12 protein-coding genes and 2 pseudogenes are annotated in these 14,168 nt (G+C 70.6%); 9 read left to right on the top strand and 5 right to left on the bottom strand.

Annotated features, from left to right (window positions below; genetic code table 11):
• Positions 1-369: 369 nt before the first annotated feature.
• The 4 genes and pseudogenes from ACY5KJ_RS01860 to ACY5KJ_RS01845 form a co-directional block, all read right to left on the bottom strand.
• Complete coding sequence (locus tag ACY5KJ_RS01860; protein ID WP_462188447.1) at positions 370-831, bottom strand: PIN-like domain-containing protein; 462 nt, start codon at positions 829-831, stop codon at positions 370-372.
• The gene (locus tag ACY5KJ_RS01855; protein WP_462188448.1) at positions 806-1,525 is read right to left on the bottom strand and encodes a DUF433 domain-containing protein; all 720 of its coding nucleotides are present in this window, start codon (positions 1,523-1,525) and stop codon (positions 806-808) included. The genes ACY5KJ_RS01860 and ACY5KJ_RS01855 overlap by 26 nt, the downstream gene beginning before the upstream one ends.
• A 263-nt stretch (positions 1,526-1,788) precedes the next feature.
• Positions 1,789-1,932, bottom strand: a pseudogene (locus ACY5KJ_RS01850) (SAM-dependent methyltransferase); the annotation flags it as partial.
• Positions 1,933-1,990: 58 nt separating this feature from the next.
• Positions 1,991-2,218: pseudogene (locus tag ACY5KJ_RS01845) on the bottom strand (Scr1 family TA system antitoxin-like transcriptional regulator); the annotation flags it as partial.
• Between the two features lie 375 nt (positions 2,219-2,593).
• Between ACY5KJ_RS01845 and hemL the strand changes: the two are divergent.
• The 7 genes from hemL (at position 2,594) to ccsB (ending at position 10,674) form a co-directional block, all read left to right on the top strand.
• A complete protein-coding gene (hemL, locus tag ACY5KJ_RS01840; protein WP_462188449.1) occupies positions 2,594-3,952 on the top strand; it encodes a glutamate-1-semialdehyde 2,1-aminomutase in 1,359 nt (452 codons plus the stop codon).
• Positions 3,949-4,596 carry a histidine phosphatase family protein gene (locus ACY5KJ_RS01835; RefSeq protein ID WP_462202628.1) on the top strand — a complete coding sequence of 216 codons (648 nt, stop codon included), beginning with the start codon at positions 3,949-3,951 and terminating at the stop codon, positions 4,594-4,596. The genes hemL and ACY5KJ_RS01835 overlap by 4 nt, the downstream gene beginning before the upstream one ends.
• Before the next feature lie 89 nt (positions 4,597-4,685).
• The gene (locus ACY5KJ_RS01830; RefSeq protein WP_462202627.1) at positions 4,686-5,564 is read left to right on the top strand and encodes a putative RNA methyltransferase; all 879 of its coding nucleotides are present in this window, start codon (positions 4,686-4,688) and stop codon (positions 5,562-5,564) included.
• 233 nt (positions 5,565-5,797) lie between these two features.
• Positions 5,798-6,427 (top strand): TlpA family protein disulfide reductase, encoded by a 630-nt coding sequence (locus ACY5KJ_RS01825; protein WP_462202626.1) that lies wholly within the window; start codon positions 5,798-5,800, stop codon positions 6,425-6,427.
• Positions 6,428-6,461: 34 nt separating this feature from the next.
• Positions 6,462-7,433, top strand: a complete 972-nt coding sequence (locus tag ACY5KJ_RS01820) for a cytochrome c biogenesis CcdA family protein (protein WP_462202624.1) — start codon at positions 6,462-6,464, stop codon at positions 7,431-7,433.
• Complete coding sequence (gene resB, locus ACY5KJ_RS01815; RefSeq protein WP_462202623.1) at positions 7,430-9,520, top strand: cytochrome c biogenesis protein ResB; 2,091 nt, start codon at positions 7,430-7,432, stop codon at positions 9,518-9,520. The genes ACY5KJ_RS01820 and resB overlap by 4 nt, the downstream gene beginning before the upstream one ends.
• Complete coding sequence (ccsB, locus tag ACY5KJ_RS01810; protein WP_462202622.1) at positions 9,520-10,674, top strand: c-type cytochrome biogenesis protein CcsB; 1,155 nt, start codon at positions 9,520-9,522, stop codon at positions 10,672-10,674. Before resB ends, ccsB begins: the two co-directional genes overlap by 1 nt.
• Positions 10,675-10,860: 186 nt before the next feature.
• On the opposite strand, the gene ACY5KJ_RS01805 is transcribed toward ccsB, so the two are convergent.
• Positions 10,861-11,286, bottom strand: a complete 426-nt coding sequence (locus ACY5KJ_RS01805; RefSeq protein ID WP_462202621.1) for a PLD nuclease N-terminal domain-containing protein — start codon at positions 11,284-11,286, stop codon at positions 10,861-10,863.
• Between the two features lie 385 nt (positions 11,287-11,671).
• Here ACY5KJ_RS01805 and ACY5KJ_RS01800 point away from each other — a divergent pair, with 385 nt between their 5' ends.
• Together ACY5KJ_RS01800 and mqnP are read left to right on the top strand one after the other, a co-directional pair.
• Positions 11,672-13,123 carry a menaquinone biosynthesis decarboxylase gene (locus tag ACY5KJ_RS01800; protein WP_462202620.1) on the top strand — a complete coding sequence of 484 codons (1,452 nt, stop codon included), beginning with the start codon at positions 11,672-11,674 and terminating at the stop codon, positions 13,121-13,123.
• 87 nt (positions 13,124-13,210) lie between these two features.
• Positions 13,211-14,158, top strand: a complete 948-nt coding sequence (gene mqnP / locus ACY5KJ_RS01795; RefSeq protein ID WP_462185631.1) for a menaquinone biosynthesis prenyltransferase MqnP — start codon at positions 13,211-13,213, stop codon at positions 14,156-14,158.
• Positions 14,159-14,168 lie beyond the last annotated feature (10 nt).

Raw genomic sequence — 14,168 nt, 5'->3', positions numbered from 1 at the left:
GCACCACACAACGGATCATGCAATCCGAAAATCACCATCAGATCCACGGCCAGCCTCGGGACATACTTCCCAAACAGGCCCTAGACCGCCTTCGGCTTCTTCGGGGCTGTTTCGGAGACGGCGTCGTGAACGAGGGTCTGGCGGTGCGGTGGCCGGCGTACTACGTCCGAGCCGTGCATCGTGTGCAACACGGGCGCGGACCAGGGACCGGCAGGCTGCCTAAAGATGCTGGTGAGAAGCCCAAGGCCTGCCCAAGGACGATCGGTACCACCCCTTGGTTGTACATATCAAGCGACGGAAGACGCGGCTAACCGGCGTCTACCTGAATCACGGATGGTGCGACTCCGGTCGATGGTGGGTGAGGAGGCACTACCGGGGCTGGGGTGAGCTGATGTCCATTTTGCGGATCTCCGTGGCGTGGACGGCGTAGATGAAAGGGCCTGCTTCGGTGCAGGCGGTCGTGATCGCGGGCAGGTTCGAGAGCAGCCACTGTGCCATCGCAGCACCCGGTAAGTCCTGCCGGGTTATGTAGAAGCATCGCGCGTGATGTGTCAGGACGGCTTCCTGTTCGGCGGGGCGGTAGCGGATACGCGCGTCCTTCATGAACACGACCCAGCCGAGGCGGGCCGTGTCCTCGATCCAGGTGACGTCCGCGATGTCCTCGTCCTGTGGGATGCCGTAGTGCTCGGCGAGCGTGATCAGCCGTAGCCCGGCGTCTCGGAGTAACCGGGGGACGGCGATGCGGCCGAGGCTGCGGTCGATGAAGACGTGCGGAAGCCCGGCAGGGTGGCGATCTGTCGAGTCATCAGGCGGCGATTTTGCTTGCGACACGGACGGCGCCTTCAAGATCAGAGAGAGGCACGCCGAATTCCTCCGCCACCTCGGCGAGTGCTTCGCCGGCGTGGAAGCGGCCCAGGGCGTCTTCGACGCGGGCGCCGCCGTGAGTGAAGATCGGCTGGCCGAAGCCACGGTGGGGATCGACGATGACGGAGCCGGGCTCGTACCGCGGTAGCCGGATGAGCCGGGGGTAGCCGTCCGAGGCGAACTCCACCAGCCGGAGGTAGGACTCGACGATCTCCCCGAACACCCGCTGCCCGTTGCGCACCACGACTAGTTCCCGGGCTCCACGTGCTTCGGGCGTGTCGCCCTGCCTCTCGGCGAAGTCGTAGAGAACCTCGGCACCGTCGGTGTACAGGGCGCGTGAGGCGAGGACGTGCTCGATCCCCAACTGCTCGGACAGGAGGGCCAACGCGGGGCGGATCCGCTGTAGCGGCACTCCAGCGGCTCGGATGGCTGCCAGGATCATCCCCTCGGCAAGCCCGATGAACGGCACGACGGCCGTGCCATGGCGCTGACGGGGCAGCACGGTGACGATCGGCTCACCATGGACCGGGGCGTGGCCCGGTGCGTGCCTGGTGTAGCCGTAGGCCCAGGTCGCGAAGGTCGACGTCGGCACGCCCAGGTGCCGGCCCGCCTCGGCGACGCTGTACAGGGGCAGGTCGAAACGGCCGCGATCCTGAATCATCGCGCCTCCTCTCAAGCCTGCTGGATCCGAAGGTCCTGCCGCGCAACACCATGATCATAGCCCCTTGCTGGCTCGACGACGCCGGGGAGGAGGCCACGGCGAGCCGTGCTACCGCAGTTTCTCTGGAGCTGGATCGGGTCGGTGACGGTCCGGCGGTGCGGTGGTCGGTGTACGGCGTCCGAGCCGTGCGGCATGTGCAACTCGGGTGCGGACCAGGGACCGGTCCGATTGCCCAAAGACGCTGGTCAGAAGCCTGGAGTCTCTGCGAATACGACTGGGTCGTTGTCGACATAGAGAATCCGTGACTCGGGTGCGACCCCTTGGGCGACCTCATGCAGATTCGGGGGTGGCAGTCCCGTTTCGATGCCCAGGAACTGTCGGATGCCGTGTTCCGCCGCCAGTAGGCGGGCCACTCAGGCCCGCGTGTGCCCCCGAGCGGAACGGGAGCACCTGGGTCGTGATCCCGGGACGGCGGGACACGTCGATCAGGTGGGCGAGTTGGGCGCGCGCCACCTCGGGTCCGCCGACCATGCGGCGCACTGCGGCTTCGTCAAGGATCGCCCAGAGCTGCGGTGGCGGATCGGTGGTCAAGATGGGGTTCTTCCGTTCGACGACCGCCGGCCCGGTGAGCTCGGAGCAGTCGAAATGATCATTGGCTGGAGTGGGTCGTGTGGGCGGCGCACCGGGCACCATCAGGGCAAGCACCATCAGGGCAAGCAGCACCAGGGCAACGTCGTCGTCTTCCTTGTAGCCCTTGCTGTAGTCCTCGCTCATCGAGATCGGGCCGACCGGCGGTGGATCGCCGAACGCCGGGGCCTGGGAGGGGTCGGGGCCTGGGAGGGACAGCGGCCGACCGACGGCCGCAGGTGTCCGGGGGAGGACCGGGCGCACGAGCCGCCGTCGGTGGGCGGCCGGGGCAGACCCCCGTCCACCGGCGGCTTCCAGCGGTGGCTTCCAGCGATGGTGGCGGGTCGGTCAACAACGGACCACGGACCGCGGAGGGGGACGCGGCGTGCTACCGGACACGTGGAGCGCGGGAGGCGGGGCCGACCTGCGAGGATCGTGGGCATGGTGGTTCCGTCTGCCGCGCCGGCATCCGAGGAGCTGTTCCGGCGCGCCGAGCGTGTTGTTCCTGGTGGGGTCAATTCTCCGGTCCGAGCCTTCCGTGCCGTCGGCGGCACGCCGCGCTTCATGGTGGCGGGCAACGGCCCCTATCTGACCGATGCGGACGGGCGTACCTACGTCGACCTGGTGTGCTCGTGGGGGCCGATGATCCTCGGCCATGCCCATCCGGCCGTCGTCGAGGCGGTGTCGCGCGCCGTCTCGGCCGGCACCAGCTTCGGCACCCCCACTCCGGGGGAGGTGGAGCTCGCGGAGCTGATCGTCGACCGGGTCGGCCCGGTCGAGAAGGTACGCCTGGTCAACTCCGGCACCGAGGCGACGATGAGCGCCGTGCGGCTGGCCCGGGGTTTCACCGGCCGGTCGAGCATCATCAAGTTCGCCGGCTGCTACCACGGGCACGTCGACGCGCTGCTCGCCTCCGCCGGTTCCGGAGTGGCGACCCTCGGGTTGCCGGACACCCCGGGAGTCACCGGCGCCGCCACCGCGGACACCATCGTCCTGCCCTACAACGATCTCGCGCTGGTCGAGGCGGTCTTCGCCGAGCGCGGTGAGACGATCGCGGCGGTCATCACGGAGGCCGCCGCCGCCAACATGGGGGTCGTCCCGCCGCTGCCCGGCTTCAACGCCGGGTTGCGCCGGCTGTGCGACATCCACGGCGCGCTGCTCATCCTCGACGAGGTGATGACCGGGTTCCGCATCTCACGCGCCGGCTGGTGGGGCAATGAGGGGGCGATCGAGGACTGGTCGCCGGACCTGTTCACCTTCGGCAAGGTGATGGGCGGCGGGCTGCCCGCGGCGGCCTTCGGCGGGCGGGCGGACGTGATGGCCAGGCTCGCACCCGCCGGCCCGGTGTACCAGGCGGGCACGTTGTCGGGTAACCCGATCGCCGTCGCCGCCGGACTCGCCACTCTGCGGGCCTGCACCGACGAGGTCTACGCCACTGTCGACACCCGCGCCGCCGACGTGGCCGGGATCGTCTCGACCGCGTTGACCGAGGAGGGCGTGGCCCACCTGCCGAGCAGCGCCGGATCGCTGTTCAGCTTCTTCTTCACCGACGCCGCCACCGTGGTCGACTACGCCGGTGCCCAGGCGCAGAACACCGCCCGGTACGCGGCGTTCTTCCACAGCATGCTCGACGCCGGGATCTACCTGCCGCCGTCGGCGTTCGAGGCGTGGTTCGTCTCGGCCGCGCATGACGACGAGACGGTGGAGCGGATCGCCGCGGCGGCGCCGGCGGCCGCACGTGCCGCCGCGGCGGTACCCGAACCGGTGACCGTCTCCGCCTCTCCCGAGGGGCGGGCATGACGGAGCCGGCTCCGTTGACCCGGGTGCATCTGGTCCGCCACGGCGAGGTCTTCAACCCGGAGAAGATCCTCTACGGCCGGCTGCCGGGGTTCCGGTTGTCCGACAAGGGCCAGCAGCAGGCGAAAGTCACCGCGGAGTTCCTTGCGGAGCTGGACGTCGCGGCCGTGGTCGCGAGTCCGCTGGATCGTGCTCAGCAGACCGCCGCGCCCATCGCCACGGCGCACGCGCTCGCCGTCCAGGCCGACCCGCGGCTGATCGAAAGCCGCAACGCCTTCGAGGGCAGAACGTTCGAGGCCGGCCCGGCGGTGGTCCGCTACCCCGCCCTGTGGCGCCTGCTGCTCAATCCGTTCCGCCCATCCTGGGGCGAACCGTACGACGAGATCGCCGCGCGGATGCTCGTGGCCGTCGCGGAATGGCGCGATGCCCACCCCGGTCGGCATGTCGTGCTCGTCAGCCATCAGCTTCCGGTCTGGACGGCTCGGCGTGCCCTGGAGGGGGTGCCCCTCTGGCACCGTCCCGACCGGCGGCAGTGTGGGCTGGCGAGCGTCACCACGGCCGTCTACCGGGAGTCCGAGCTCGTCGGCGTCCAGTATGCGGAGCCGAACGGGCTGACCGCGAACACGCCTGGATCGGTCGGCGCCTGACGAACTCCACCGGTCCCGAGTCACCGGCGCCGGCCGTCGCTGTCCCGCCCGTCGTCGCTGTCCCGCCCGCCCTCGCGTCCCTGCGGGCCGTGCTGCCGTTCCTGCGCTGCCCCGTGTGCGGCGACGCGCTGCACCGGGCGGACAGATCCCTGCGCTGTCCCGCCGGGCACGACTTCGACGTCGGCCGCAGCGGCTATGCCAACCTGCGCACCGGCCGGACTCGGCGGGTCGTCGGCGACACCGCCGTCATGGTCGCCGCGCGGGAGTCCTTCCTCGGTGGTGGCCACTACGGGCCGCTCACCGCCCGACTGGCCCAGATCGCGCATCCCGTCCCCGGGGGGTCATCCGGGCTATCCGGGTCGCCCGGTCGGGTGATCCTCGACATCGGTGCCGGGACCGGGCACCATCTGGCCGGCGTGGTCGGTGCGCGGCCGGACGCGGTCGGCATCGCCGTCGACGTCTCGAAGTACGCCCTGCGTCGCGCGGCGCGTGCCCATCCCCGGATCGGCGCGGTCTCCTTCGACGTCGCCGCCCCCTGGCCGGTGGCCGACCACGCCGTCGCCGTGCTCCTCGACGTCTTCGCGCCGCGCAACTTGGCCCAGATGCACCGGGTGCTGCGCCCCGACGGGCTGCTCATCGTCGTCACCCCCGGACCGGGCCATCTCGCCGAGCTGCACGGCCCGCTCGGACTCGTCGGGATACAGGCGGGCAAGAGCGACCGGCTCGACGAACGAACCACCGGACGGTTCGAGCCGATCATCGTCGAGCGCGTCGACGTTCCGCTCACGCTGAACACCGACCAGGTCGTCGACCTGGCTCTGATGGGCCCGACCGGCCATCATCGTGCGCCCGACCAGCTGCGCCGGCGGGCCGAAACCGCCTTCCCCGGGAGTGCCCCCGTTACGGCCCGTTTTCAGATCCGCGGTTACCGTCCGCTCCCGGTCCCGCCGGTGGCCGGCGGCCGGTGACGTCGGCGGAACGGTGCCTGCACGGCGACAGAACGGTGCCCGCCTGGCATGGAGCCCACAGGTGTCCTTTGTCGAGAAGCCCATGCGCGTCTCGCGGCCCCGCCACCTACCCTGAGTTGAGTTCTACAGTTGGTCGTAGACAGGTTCCCGGGTGGGAAGGGGCAGGGCACATACTGGTTCGCGTGGCGGAGAAGGGATGGCGGTCCGCGTCGGATGACAGTTCGGGCACGCTGGTGACAGGCATTGCCCCGATGCGGCGGATGCGCCGGGCCCGGTCGGCCCGCCGTGTCCGCCGGGCGGGACGCGTCGCCCCGGCCGCCGTGGCGCTCGTGGCGGCCGGGCTGCTGGCCGCCTGCTCCCCCGGGGCGAACTCGGTCGATGCCACCGGTGGCGGGGGCTACGGCTTCGTCCAGCAGGCGGCCGGGCAGGGCTTCGCCGCTCCCGGAAACCGGCATCCCGCACCCCCCCTGTCCGGTAAGACCCTCGACGGGACCTCCCTCGACCTCGCGTCCTACCGAGGGAAGATCGTTGTGATCAATTTCTGGGCCTCGTGGTGCGCTCCCTGCCGCGCGGAGACGCCAGGCCTGGTCCAGCTGTCCAAGGACAACCCCACGGTGGCGTTCCTCGGTGTCAACGAGAAGGACACCGTCTCCGGCGCGAAGGCCTTCGCGCGGGACTACGGCAAGTCCTACCCGAGCATCGTCGACAAGCTGGGCACCCTCGCCGCGGGCTGGCCGGTCGCTCCCGGCCTCCCGTCGACGTTCGTGCTTGACCAGAACGGGCGGATCGCGGCCCGGTTCACCGGTGGTGTGCTGCCCGACGACCTGAAGCCCGTGCTGAGCCGTCTGTGGGCCGAGGCGTGAGCGGGCGCCGTTCGCCCGGGGCGGAGAACCCGCGGTGAGCGTGGTCGGGCTCATCACCGACGGGCCGGTCCTGCTCGCCGCGCCGGTCGCCGCCGCCGCGGGACTGCTCTCCTTTCTCTCCCCCTGCATCCTTCCGCTGGTGCCGGGCTATCTCAGCTTCGTCACCGGCCTGTCCGGGGCGGAGCTTCAGGATCGTTCGAGGCGAGCTGCCGCCACCCCGGGGGGGCCGCCGGGCCGGGCACCGGCGGTGCCGGAGGTGTCCGTAGCGGTGTCGGCGGTGCCGGGCATGGCGGTGGCCGGCGGGGCTGTGGTGGCCGGCGGGGCGGCGGTCTCCGGTGGCGGGGCGATCTCTGGTGACCTCGCCCGGGACGACGAGGGGACCGGGTCGCCCGGGCCGCGGCTGTACCGGCTGCGCGCGGGTGGGCGGGTCGCCGCGGGCACGGGTCTGTTCGTGCTCGGCTTCACCGCGGTCTTCGTGTCCTACGGCGCGGCCTTCGGCGGGCTCGGGCAGTGGCTCACCCGCCATCAGGTTGGCGTCAGCCAGGTTCTCGGGGTTGTCACTATCGTGATGGGACTCGCGTTCGCCGGCGTGTTCTCCCGGCTGTCCTGGGCGAACAGGGAATGGCGCATCCACCGGTTGCCGGCGCCCGGCCTGCTCGGCGCGCCCGTGCTGGGGGTGCTCTTCGGGATCGGCTGGACACCTTGCCTCGGCCCGACGTTGTCGGCCGTCCTGGGTCTGGCGGTGACGAGCGCGACGGCGCAGCGGGGAGCGTTCCTCTCCGCGGTGTACTGCCTCGGGCTCGGGCTGCCGTTCCTCGCCGTCGGACTGGCTTTCCGACGTGCCGTCGGCGCCCTGCGGGTGCTGCGACGGCATACCCGCATCCTGACCCTGCTCGGCGGCATGCTGCTCGTCACGGTCGGCGTGCTTCAACTCACGGGGGAATGGGCCGACCTGGTTGCGAACCTACGGCCCTACGCCCCCGGCTTCTCGGAGACGCCGCTGTGACCTCCTCAACCCGTTCGAACGCCCGGCTCGCGCCTGCGTCCGGAGCCGCCGATCCCGCGCCACTCGCCGCCGGGTCCGTCGACGTCGAACCCGGCGACACCGTCGAGGCCGAGTCCGGCCTCGAGAAGTCCGGCCTCGAGTCCGCGGGATTCGACTCCGGCGTGGCGGCCAGCTCGCGCCGCCTGCCCGAGGGGCATGCCGACGCCCGCGTCGCCGCCCCCGAGGCGTTCGACCCGCCGGACAGCGCGGCCGGTCCGTCGCCCAGCGACCCCGGCGACCCCGGCGCGCCGACCGACGGACCGGGGCGCGCCCCCGGCGCCGGTGGCCGGTTCACCCGGCATCCGGCCCTTGCCCTCGCCGTCCGGTCCTGGCGCCAGCTCACCAGCATGCGCACCGCGTTGCTGCTGCTGTTCCTGCTGGCCCTGGCCGCCGTGCCCGGATCGCTGCTGCCGCAACGCGCCATCAACCCGATGCGGGTGGAGCAGTACCTCGCCGACCACCCCACCCTCGGTCCGCTGCTCGACTGGTTCTCCGGGTTCGACGTCTTCGCCGCGTCCTGGTTCGCGGCGATCTACCTGCTGCTGTTCATCTCCCTGATCGGCTGCCTGTCGTCCCGGATCCGCTGGCATGCCAGGGCGCTGTTCACCGCGCCGCCGAAGGCCCCGGCCCGGCCCGGCCGGCTGCCCGGCGGCAGCGTCTGGACGAGTCCGATGGAGCCCGGCGACGCGATGGCGGCCGCCCGGCAGGCGCTGCGCCGACGGCGCTTCCGGGTCACGGCCACGGCTGGCGAGGCCCGCGACGCGAAGGGGCCCGCCGACCACTCCGTCGCCGCGGAGAAGGGGTACCTGCGCGAGACCGGTAACCTCGTCTTCCACATTGCCCTGGTGGGGCTGCTCGCCGCGGTGGGCTTCGGTTCCTGGTACGGATACTCCGGGACCGTGCTCGTCGTCTCCGGGAGTGGATTCGCGAATACGATCATCTCCTATGACCAGTTCAACGCTGGTCAGCGCGTCGACACCGCGAAGCTGCGCCCGTTCTCGCTCACGCTGGACCGGTTCAACGCCACGTTCCAGCCGAGCGGCCAGCCGTCCGACTTCCGCGCCGACGTCACGTATGCCGCCGCGCTGAACGCCCCGACCCGCAAGGCGACCATCCGCGTCAACCATCCGCTGGTGATCGGCAATGCCAAGATTTACCTCATCGGGCATGGATTCGCCCCGCACTTTGTGCTTCGCGACGCCGCGCGCAAGGTCGTCTGGGAGTCGAACGTGCCGTGTACCCCGCGGGACGGCATGTTCACCTCAACCTGCACCGTCAAGATCCCCGACACCGGACTGCCCGCGCTGGGCGTCCGCAAGGAGCCCCAGCAGCTGGCCTTCAGCGGCGTGTTCACGCCGACCACCCGCCTCGACCCGACCCAGGGATACGTCTCCGTGTTCCCCGCGGCCCGCGCGCCCGGTCTGACGATCACGGGGTTCGTCGGCAACCTCCATCTCAACGAGGGCATTCCACAGAACGTCTACACGGTCGACACCCGCGACATGCGCCAGATCACGATGACGGGCCCGGCGGGCAGCGAGCGCACCGCGCAGGTCCTGGCCCTCGACAACCCGCGGCAGCGCACCCTTACCGGGCTGTCCGGCGGGATGAGCCTCGAGGCCGACAGCGTGGCCGAGTTCGCCACCTTCCAGGTCAAGTCCGACCCGTTCAAGGGCGAGGCGTTGCTCTTCGCGGTCCTCATCATCGTCGGGCTGATCGCGAGTCTCCGGGTGCGCCGCCGCCGGGTTTGGGTGCGGGCCCGGCCGGCGGCCGCCGGTGGGTGCACGGTGGAGATCGGCGGGCTGTCCCGCTCCGACGCCGACGGGTTCGCCGTCGAGTTGGCCCAGCTCACGACCCTGGTCCGCGAGGCCACCGGGCTTGCCGGCACCGACCGGTCCGTGCCGACCGCCTCGGAATCGAGCGGCGCCGAACCCGCCAGTACCGAACCCGCCAGTACCGAACCGGGCAGCACCGAACCGAGTAGCACCGAACCGGGTGGCACCGCAGCCGGCGATGCCGTGTCGAGCGCCAGCGAGCGGGAGCACTGATGGCGGTCAACGAGGGCGTAGCCAGCCTTTCCGATCATCTGTTTGGCAGCGGCGAGGCGGTGTACGCCACGGCGATGCTCGGCTATGCGGCCGAGTTCGCGTTCAGCCGGCTCGGCCTGCGCCACGATGCGGTTCAGGAGGCGGCGGCCGTCCCGGCACGGCAGGGGGCCGGGCGGCCGGCGGCGCTGATCGGAGCGGCGGCCGGCCCGACCGACGGGGCCGCGACCCCGATCGACCCGTCCGACCCCGCCGCCGTGGCCCTCGCGGCGGCCCGGGCCCGGGAGAGCGAAGCTGTCCGGCGGCGGGCGAACGCCGCGCACACGCTGGCCGCCGGTAACGACGGCGACGTGGCGGTTCCCGCGCGTGCCCGGCGGATCGGGCGGATCGCCGTCGCGCTGACGGTCGTCGGCTGGACGCTGCACCTGGGGTCCGTCATCACTCGTGGCCTCGCGGCGGAGCGGGTGCCCTGGGGCAACATGTACGAGTTCTCGTCGATGATCTGTCTGATCGCGGTCACGACGTTTCTCGGCCTGATGATCCGGCAGCCGGTCCGGTGGCTGGGCGTCTTCGTCATGCTGCCGGTCGTGCTCTCGCTCGGTTTCGCCGGCACCGTGCTCTATGTCGCCGCGGGACCGCTGGTGCCCGCGCTCAACTCGTACTGGCTCAAGATCCATGTGGTCGGTGCGATCGTCGCCAGCGGGGTATTCCTGGTCTCCGCCGTGACCACGGTGTTGTTCCTCATCAAGGAGCGTTGGGAAAACCGGCTGGCCGAGGTCGCGGCCGGACAGGCTGACGCGAGCCGGGCCATGCAGCGCCGGGGCGGCATCGTCATGCGCCTGCCGTCGTCAACGGCGCTCGACACACTGTCCTACCGGGTCATCGCGTTCGCGTTCCCGATCTGGACCTTCGCGATCATTGCCGGGGCGATCTGGGCGGAGGCGGCATGGGGCCGCTACTGGGGGTGGGACCCCAAGGAGACGTGGTCGTTCATCACCTGGGTCTGCTACGCCGCCTACCTGCACGCCCGCGCGACGGCTGGATGGCGTGGGCGGCGGGCCGCGACGATCTCGTTGCTGGCCTTCAGCGCCCTGTTCGTGGACTACTATCTGGTGAATCTGATCATCTCGGGGCTGCACTCCTACGCCGGCATCTGACCCTCCCCGCGGCTGCTGGTCCCTGGTCCCGGTCTGGCCCCGTCGGGGAGAACGGGCGGGTTACCTGCAGCCTGCGGAGAACACCCCGCTCGGCCGCGTACCGGAACGACGGACCGCCGCTCGTCTCGGTGCGCGGAGCCGGTCAGCCGCGGGCTCGTGCCCCTGGATCCCCCGCGTCCAGGCGGCTCAGCCGTGGGACGACGACGGCGGCGGTCCGGCCTCGCCCTTGCGGATCCGGGCGGACAGTTCCCGCATGAAGTCCGGGTCGTCGTCGGGACCCTTCGGCCGGACGGCGGCCCGGCGGGTGCCCGTCCGTGCGCTGTACCGGTTGAAGCCGCCATCACGCCGGCTGTCGACGCCCCAGGACGATCGTTGCCCGAAGGCCGGGTGGTCGGAGACCGGCCGGCGCAGCGGTCGCTCGCCGGCGCTGTTCGCGCGAGGCCGACCGAAGAAGAACCATCCGGCGGTGCCGAAGATACCAAGGAAGATCACTGCTACGATCCACGCGAGTTTGGGCATGATCCGAACCTCCTCGGGGGGTGTCCCGAAGACATCGATGATCGCGTAAGCCCAAACACCAATGATCACAAACGTCAGCGCGAGGCCCAGCACCGGCCGGTCGCTCCTTCCTGCTTTTCTTGATCGTTATGCTCGTCGTGACCTGTCAGGTATGGAACATCCGATCCGCGGGCATCTAATCCCGACCCGTGGCGAAATCCCCGACCCGTGGCGACGTCACGGACGGGTGGCGTCACGGACGGGCGACCCCACCAGATGGGTCAGGCGAGCACGTACCGTCCGCTATGGCCTGCGGCGGACGTACATGTCGTGGTGATGGCCGGCCCGTGTACCTCTAGTGTGCCTTCCGCGCCGACTCCTCGTCCCTCCGGTCCGTTATCCGACGCGGTCGTGCCCGTGGCGTGACGTGTTGAACTGGGATCGTGACCACTTGTGGGCGGTCGGGCATCCACCCGTGGCGACTGCGAGGATGGAGGTCATGGCCTGGGCGGATCTGCGTGCGTTCCTTGCTCATCTCGAAAGGCGGAAGGATCTGCGCCGCGTCACCGTACCCGTCGACCCGCGTCTCGAGGTCACCGAGATCGTGACCCGGGTGGTACGGGAGCGCGGGCCGGCTCTGCTGTTCGAGTCCCCGGCCGGCGCCGACATGCCGCTGGCGATCAACGTGTTCGGCACCGAGGAGCGGATGGCTGCCGCGCTCGGCGTCGAGGCGCTGGACGACATCGGTGAACGGCTCGGCGCGCTGCTGCGCCCGCAGCTGCCGATCGGCCTGTCCGGGTTGCGCGAGGCGTTCGGCAAGGCGGCGTCGCTCGCCTCGATCCCGCCCCGCCGGGTCCGGACCGCGCCCTGCCAGGACGTCATTCTCAAGGGTCCGGACGTCGACCTGTTCCGGCTGCCGGGGGTGCACGCCTGGCCGAACGACGGCGGGGCCTTCCTCAACCTCGGTCTGACGCACACGAAGCACCCCGAGACCGGGGCGCGCAACCTCGGGATGTACCGGTTGCAACGCCACGACGCACGCACCGTCGGCATGCACTGGCAGATCCACAAGGACTCCAACGCGCATCACGCGGTCGCCGAGCGGCGTGGGGAGCGGCTGCCGGTCGCGATCGCGTTCGGGTGCGACCCGGCGGTCACCTACGCCGCGTCCGCGCCACTGCCCACCGACCTCGACGAGTACCTGTTCGCCGGTTACCTGCGCGGCGAGCGGGTGGAGATGATCGACTGCCTCTCCGTCCCGCTGCGGGTGCCCGCGAACGCACAAGTGGTGCTCGAGGGCTGGCTCGAGCCGGGGGAGCGGCTGCCCGAGGGGCCGTTCGGCGACCACACCGGCTTCTACACCCCCGTCGAACCGTTCCCGGCGCTGCACGTCGACGTGATGACGACGCAGCGTGACCCGGTGTTCCAGACGATCGTGGTCGGTCGGCCGCCGCAGGAGGACGGTCCGATGGGCAAGGCCACCGAACGGATCTTCCTGCCGCTGGTCAGGATGATGATCCCCGAGATCGTCGATTATGACCTGCCTGAGGCGGGGGTGTTCCACAACTGCTGCATCGTCTCCATCGAGAAGCGTTATCCGAAGCACGCGCAGAAGGTGATGAACGCGGTCTGGGGGGCCGGGCTGCTGTCGTTGTCGAAGCTGATCGTGGTCGTCGACGCCGACTGCGACGTGCACGACTACCACGAGGTCGCCTGGCGCGCCTTCGGCAACGTCGACTATGCCCACGACCTGATCACGACCATCGGGCCGGTGGACCATCTCGACCACGCCGCCTACGAGCAGTTCTGGGGCGGCAAGGTTGGTGTGGACGCGACCCGCAAGCTACCGAGCGAGGGTTACCGGCGCAACGGCGGCTGGCCGGAGGAGATCGTCATGGACGAGGCGGTCCGCGAACGGGTCACCCGCCGATGGAAGGAGTATGGACTGTGACCGTCCTCCGTTTTCCTTGCCTATCCAGAGGGACAAAAAGGACGCTAGGGCCTCTGGATAGGCAAGGAACAAGGAGTGGTGATTGCGGTGAGTGACGCCGCGTGGGTGCCGGGCGCGTCGGAGCCGGTCGGGCGAGGGTCGGGAGCCGGCCCGGGACACGCCGCCGGCCGGGTACGGGCGTTCCTGCGGCTCGTCGTCATCGAGCACTCGGTCTTCGCGCTGCCGTTCGCCTACATCGCGGCGCTCGCCGCCTCGTTCGCGGATTCCCGGTCGGTGCGCTGGTCGGACCTCGCCCTCGTCAGCGTGGCGATGGTCGCGGCCCGAACCTTCGCCATGGCCGCAAACCGGGTCATCGATCGCGCGATCGACGCCCGTAATCCGAGGACGGCGAACCGAGAGCTGGTCACCGGCGTGGTCTCGGTGCGCACGGCGGTCGTCGGCGCCGCGGTCGCGCTCGCCGTCTTCCTCACCGCCGCCGCGGCCCTGTCCTGGCTCTGCCTGCTGCTCGCGCCGGTCGCCGTCGCGCCGCTCGTCGTCTACCCCTACGCGAAACGGTTCACCGACTTCCCGCACGCCGTGCTCGGCATCGCCCAGGCGGTGGCCCCGGTCGGCGCGTGGATCGCGGTCACCGGCGAGTGGTCCTGGGCCGCACTGGTGCTCGGCCTCGCGGTCGGTAGCTGGATCGGCGGCTTCGACGTGATCTACGCCTGCCAGGATGCCGAGGTCGACCGGCGCATCGGCGTGCGTGCGGTGCCGGCCCGGTTCGGGGTGCGGGCCGCGCTCATTGGCTCCACGGTTACGCATATGATCACCTTTGCGTTGTTCATCGTCTACGGGCTGCTGGACAACGCTGGTGCGTGGTGGTGGGCCGGGCTCGTGCTGACGGCGGCGGCATTCTGCTATGAGCACGCCATTGTGTCCCCGAACGACCTGTCGCGGGTCAACCGGGCCTTCCTCACCGCGAACGGATTCGTCGGCATCGTCCTGTTCCTCTTCGCCGTCGTCGATCTCGCCAGCCGTGGCCTGGCCGTCTGAGCGTCGGATT

It is taken from the genome of Frankia sp. CcWB3, assembly GCF_977927595.1.
Note: the sequence above shows the minus strand (reverse complement) of the source record. Positions and strands in the feature narration are given on the sequence as shown.

Bases quoted from the DNA above. Each gene is read 5' to 3' on its own strand.
- ACY5KJ_RS01855 (WP_462188448.1), bottom strand. From the start codon at position 1,525: ATGATTCAGGATCGCGGCCGTTTCGACCTGCCCCTGTACAGCGTCGCC.
- hemL (WP_462188449.1), top strand. From the start codon at position 2,594: ATGGTGGTTCCGTCTGCCGCGCCGGCATCCGAGGAGCTGTTCCGGCGC.
- ACY5KJ_RS01835 (WP_462202628.1), top strand. From the start codon at position 3,949: ATGACGGAGCCGGCTCCGTTGACCCGGGTGCATCTGGTCCGCCACGGC.
- ccsB (WP_462202622.1), top strand. From the start codon at position 9,520: ATGGCGGTCAACGAGGGCGTAGCCAGCCTTTCCGATCATCTGTTTGGC.
- ACY5KJ_RS01800 (WP_462202620.1), top strand. From the start codon at position 11,672: ATGGCCTGGGCGGATCTGCGTGCGTTCCTTGCTCATCTCGAAAGGCGG.